We start from the raw sequence: 4,677 nt of genomic DNA, 5'->3' as shown, positions 1-4,677 counted from the left end.
CCTCCCCCCGCCGCCACCCCCGCGGGGGGGGCCGCGCCGGCCCCCCGGGCTGCCGCCCCCGGCGGGGCGCCCCGCCGGGCCGCCGAAGCCCCCGCCGGGGCGCACGGACGGGCCGGGCTGCCCCCGCCCCCGGTGGCCGCCAGCGCCGCCCACCGCGCGGTGGCCGACGCGCTCGCCCGCGCGGGCGAGCTGGACCGGGCCGAGGCGCTGGCGCTCTCCACCGACGCCCGGCAGCGGTCGTGGGCGCTGCTCCCGGTGGTCGAAGCGGCGGTCGAGGCAGGCGACGTGAACCGGGCCGAGAGGCTGGCGGGCCTGGTGGAGCCCGCGCAGCGCGGCCGGGTGCTGCGGGCGGCGGCCGAGGCGGCGGCGCGGGCCGGTGACCTGGCGCGGGCCGAGTGGTTGGCGCGGTCGATCGACGCCGCGCAGCAGCGGGCGTGGGCGCTGCGGGCCGTGGTGGAGGCGACGGGCCGACCGGGGCGACGCCTGCTCGGCGACCTCGCCGAGGCCGCGGCGGCGACAACCCGGCCCGGCGCGCGTGCCGCCGCGTGGGCGGGCGCGGCGACGGTCGCGCTGCACGTCGGGGACACCGCGACGGCCACGACCGCGTTCGACCGCGCGCTGGGGGCGGCGTCGTCCGCGACCGAGCCGCGGGACCGGGTCGGGGCACTGCACGGGCTCGTGCAGGTCGTGGCCGACACGGCGCGTGGTCGGGAGGAGGCGGGGTCGTGGCTCCAGCGGGCGGTGCACCTGATCGACGACCCCGGGCTCCTGGCGAAGGCGTTGCGCACGGCGGTCGAGGCGTTCGGAGCGGTGGATTGGGTCCGGCGCGCGGTGGCGTCCGTGGCCGACCCGGACGTCCGCGGCGAGCTGTCGGTCCTCCTGGCGGAGCGGTGCGGTGAGGACGAGGCGGCGCGGCTGATGGCCCGGGCCACCACGCTGGTCCGGTGGCGCACCGCGGTCGGCGGGCTGGCCGGGCGGTGGCCGGAGGCGGTCGCCGCGCTCGCCGACGAACTCCTCGTGCCGGACGAGGCGGCGGGCGGCGCGCCCACGCCATGAGCGCGGCCGAACGCGGTCGCTGCACGACCTCCCGGACCGGACAGCACGACCACACCACGACCGCAGCCGAACGCGATCGCTACACGACCTCCCGGACCGGGCAGCACGACCACACCACGACCGCGACCGGACGCGGTCGCTGCACGACCTCCCGGACCGGGCGGCGCGGTCAGGCCATGACGGTGGCCGCGACCATGCAGGTGTCGTCCAGCGGCGTCGCGGGGACCAGGCGGGAGGTCAGGGCCTCCGGCATCTCGGCCGGGTCGAGGTCCGCGATGAACGTGCGGATCTCGTCCATCAGGCGCTCCAGGTCGTCGCCGCGCGCGCCGGCGGACGGGCGGCGTTCGATCAGGCCGTCGGTGAACATCAGCAGCGTGTCGCCGGGTGCGAGCAGGATCCGCGCGGTCGCGAAGACGGCCCCGCGCACGGCGCCGAGGATCGGGCCCGTCGGCCGGTCCAGGCGGTGCACCTCGTGCGCCCGGAGCAGCAGCGGCGCGGGGTGGCCCGCCTGCGCCCACGAGAACCGGCGCGTCGTCGGCTCGAACCGGCCGACGATGCCCGACGCCAGCGTCACGTCGGAGCCGTGCGTGAGCATGCGGTTCAGCACGTCCAGCACGCCCGCCGGGTCGGGATTGGTCAGCGCGGCCCCGGTGAGCGCGTACCGGAGCTTGGCCATCGCCGCCGCGGTCGCCAGGCCGTGGCCCGCCACGTCGCCGATCGCCAGCACGGCGCTGCCGTCGTCGATCGGGAACGCGTGGTACCAGTCGCCGCCGACCTCCGCCCACTGCTCGGCGGCGAGGTAGCGCACCGCCACCTTCATGCCCGGCAGCTCCAGCGGCCGGCTCGGCAGCGGCAGCACGGCGGTGCGCAGGTGGTCCGCCACCTGGTGCTCCTGCGCGAACTGCTCGCTGAGGTCGAACACCCGCTTCTCGGCCCGCCGCATCGCGGTCACGTCCTGCAGCACCACGTCCAGCCGGATGGGCCTGCCCTGGACGTCCAGCACCGGTTCGCCGATGAACCGGCTGCACCGGACCTGGTCGCCCGCCCGTAGGCGCAGCTCGGAGTCGGCGCGCTCGGCCCGCTCCAGCATCCGGCGCACGGCGCTCTGCAGGATCGGCAGGTCCTCGGCGACCACGGAGTTCCGGATCTCGTCCAGCGACATGGGCCCGAGCGCCGGGTCGCGGTCGAAGATGACGTAGAGCTGGTCCGACCAGTCGATCTCGTTGGTCACGAGGTTCCACTCGCCCCAGCCGATGTTGCCCAGCCGCTGCACGCTGCGCAGCCGTTCCAGTTGCAGCGGGTCCTCGTGCTCGTGCCAGGAGAGGATCAGGCCGTCGCCGAACTTGCCGACGGTCAGCGTGAACCGGCCGTGCTGCGGCAGCCCGGGGGTGTTCTCCTCGTAGTCGAACGTGTCCACGACCTCGCGGACGCCGGTGCTCAGGACGCGGTGGTAGGCGTGCCACAGCTCGCTGCCCGCCACGGTCGGGTAGCTCGCCAGGATGCTGCGCCCGACCAGCTGCCGGTACCGGCGGCCGGCGATGTCCACCGCGTCGGGGCTCGCGGCCTCGAACCGGAAGTCCACCACCTCGCCGTCCGGGCCGTGGACCGCGCCGAGCAGGGCGACCGAGCCGGGCAGCACGTCCAGCAGGTGCTGCGCCCAGAGGGTCCAGTTGCGCCCGTGGCCGCCGTCCTCGGCGCTCAGCGACAGCAGCGTGGAGCCCGCCGTGCGGGTCACCACCTCCAGCTCCCACTGCTCCTCGGGCGGGAAGTCGTGGTGATCGGCCCACAGCAGCCCGACGACGCCGGCGGTGCGCGTGCCGTCCCGGAACGGCAGCCAGGCGCGTGACCGCCACACCGTCTCCGGGTCGCCGATCAGGGAGTACCGCCGACGGGCCTCGGCGAGGTCGGGCAGCCACTGCGGGAGGCCGGCGCGCACCGCGTCGAGGGTGCCGGTGCGCAGTTGCAGCGGCACCCGCTCCCACTCCAGCCGCACCTTGGCGGGCACGTTCGCGGCCGCCTCCAGCCGCAGCCCGCCGTCCGGTTCCAGCACGTAGACCAGCACGGCCTCGCAGCCGACGTGCTCGCGGACGAGGTCGGCCAGCTCCTCGAGGTCGGCCGCGCTGCCGATCGCGGCGAGGGCGACCGGCCGCGGCGGGCGTTCGCCCGGTGGCGCGGGCGTGGGCTCGGGGATGGCGATCCGCCGCGCGGAGCGCCCCGCGTCGAACAGGTTGCCGGCGGCCGGGTCCCGCTGCGGCGGCGGCACGTCCAGCACGCCCGCCGCGATGACGGCCACGTCGCTGCCGGTCGCCTGGGCGAGCCGGACCATGTCCTCGAACGCCTCGTCGGGCCGGCACGACAGCCGCTCGGCGAGCACCCCCTTGGCCTGCTCCACCACGGCCTGCCTGCGGGCGGCCGCCCGCAGCCGGTCGATCTCGTCCCGCTGTCGGGCGACGAGGTCGGCCAGCGCCGAGTCGGTGGGTTCCCGCTGGACTGCCATCGCGTCCAGCATCGCCCGCCTACCCGAGCGGGGCCAGCCGAACCGACGCGCCCGCCGCCTCCGGGCCGCAGAATTCCATCAGCATCGCGTTGAGCGCGGCGTCGCGGGCGGCCGGCGAGGTCAGGTTGGTGGTCACGCCCACGGTGATCTGCCGCCCCGCGTCGGCGGTGTGCATGCTCCACGTGTGGTAGCCGGGGACCGAGCCGTTGAAGCCCCAGATCTCCGACGTGGCGCAGCCGGGCGGCAGCGGGATGCGCATGAGGCCGAGCCCGAACTCGACGCCGGGCACGTCGCCCGGCACGGTCCGGCGCATCTCGGCCGACAGCGCGGCCGGCAGGAGCTTGCCGGTGAGCAGGGCGCGGAAGAAGCGGTTCAGGTCGTCCACTGTGGACACCAGGTTGCCCGAGCCCCAGAAGCGGGACGGTTCGTAGTCGGTCACGTCGGTCGGCCCGGCCTCCGGCCCGCGCAGCCACTCGTACCCGCGCGCGGCAGGCCGGTCGACGCCGGTCCGGCGGTACGGGAGGTGGCTGTCCCCCATGCCCGCCCGGTCCAGCACGCGCCGCTGCAACTCGGTGTGCAGCGGGTTGCCGGTGACCCGCTCCACCAGCTTGCCGAGCACGGCGTAGTTCGTGTTCGAGTACTCGACGCCCTGGCCGGGCGGGAAGGACAGCGGCCGGCCCTCGGTGCCGAGGCGGATCGTCTCGTCCGTCGACTGGTGCCGCCACCGGGTCGTGTCGATCTCCTCCGGGGTGTCCCACCGCTCGGTGAACGGGATGCCGCTGGTGTGCTGGAGGAGGTGGCGCACGGTGATCGGCTCGCGGTAGGGCAGCAGGCCGGGCAGCCGGTCCTGCACGCGGTCCTCCAACCGGACCCGGCCCTCGGCGACGAGCTGGAGCACGGCGGTGGCGACGACCGCCTTGGTGACGCTGCCGGCCCGGAACCGCCCGCGCGGATCGGGCGCGCCACCGCGGACCAGGTCCCCGACCCCGCCGCGCCCGTACCACCGCCCGGCCTCGTCCACGACCCCCGCGTACGCGCCCGGCGACCCGACCGCGACGGCCGCGTCCAGCGCCGCCTGGAGGGGGGGGCGGTGGGGGGGGGGGGGCGGCGGCCCGGAGGGCGGC

The 4,677-nt window shown here is 76.7% G+C and carries 3 protein-coding genes; 1 reads left to right on the top strand and 2 read right to left on the bottom strand.

The features are described from left to right. Nucleotides 1-132: 132 nt before the first annotated feature. Complete coding sequence (locus ACFXGA_RS39610; protein WP_378098158.1) at nt 133-1,056, top strand: hypothetical protein; 924 nt, start codon at nt 133-135, stop codon at nt 1,054-1,056. Between the two features lie 169 nt (nt 1,057-1,225). Here ACFXGA_RS39610 and ACFXGA_RS39605 read toward each other — a convergent pair whose 3' ends face one another. Continuing rightward, nucleotides 1,226-3,553: a SpoIIE family protein phosphatase gene (locus ACFXGA_RS39605; RefSeq protein ID WP_378098155.1), complete on the bottom strand. Its 2,328-nt coding sequence runs from the start codon at nt 3,551-3,553 to the stop codon at nt 1,226-1,228. Nucleotides 3,554-3,572: 19 nt separating this feature from the next. Continuing rightward, nucleotides 3,573-4,677 (bottom strand): serine hydrolase domain-containing protein (locus ACFXGA_RS39600; RefSeq protein ID WP_378098153.1); only part of this gene is annotated, 1,105 nt, incomplete at its 5' end.

It is taken from the genome of Actinosynnema sp. NPDC059335 (genome assembly GCF_042752395.1).
Lineage (GTDB): Bacteria > Actinomycetota > Actinomycetes > Mycobacteriales > Pseudonocardiaceae > Actinosynnema.
The sequence above is the reverse complement of the archived record's forward strand: the minus strand, read 5'-3'. Positions and strand labels throughout refer to the sequence as shown.